Annotated in this window: 1 pseudogene; it reads right to left on the bottom strand. The window is 39.5% G+C overall.

The features are described 5' to 3' along the window. Window positions 1-574, bottom strand: a pseudogene (locus HHA41_RS13035) (transposase); the annotation flags it as partial. Between the last annotated feature and the right edge of the window lie 43 nt (window positions 575-617).

Raw genomic sequence — 617 nt, 5'->3', positions numbered from 1 at the left:
TGCAACAATTTGCCTTTAATAAGCCAATACAGCTTACGTGTTCCGATACTTGGCATGAGACAGCGATATTCCATAACCAACTCAAGTATTTGTTCAGTTGCTTGTGCAGTCATTTGAGCACGTTTTTCTGCTTGATAATAAGCTTGTCGAGTGATTCCTAACCACTGACAATAACGTGAAACGCTTAGTCTTCTTTGGCTTTGCCAATCTTTGAAACGTGCTCGGTATACTTTTTTCCAAGATCAGTCCCACACTCTTTATCAATGTGATAAATCACATCCTGTATAAATTCAGTTTTGAGCTTTTCTGCGGCTAACTGTTTTTCTAATTGGCGGATTCGTTGTTGGGGTGTCAATTGGCGTTTAGAAGAAGTCGGCATATTCGAAGTCCAGTCCTGTTGTCCGTGCTTGCGTAACCATACCAGCACAGTTGATCTTCCTTGAATACCATATTTTGCCTGAGCTTGCTTATAAGTAATTTGCCCTTTTTCTACTTCATGTACCACCATCATTTTAAAGGCAAAGCTATAGTCACGTTGTGTACGTTTAACTCGTTGTTCTCGTTTATGTTCCATAAAATAAGTCTCTTAAGGTGTAAACTTATTTCAGGACGGGACA

The sequence above is a fragment of the Acinetobacter sp. A1 genome, assembly GCF_012371315.1.
GTDB lineage: Bacteria > Pseudomonadota > Gammaproteobacteria > Pseudomonadales > Moraxellaceae > Acinetobacter.
The sequence above is the reverse complement of the archived record's forward strand: the minus strand, read 5'-3'. Positions and strand labels throughout refer to the sequence as shown.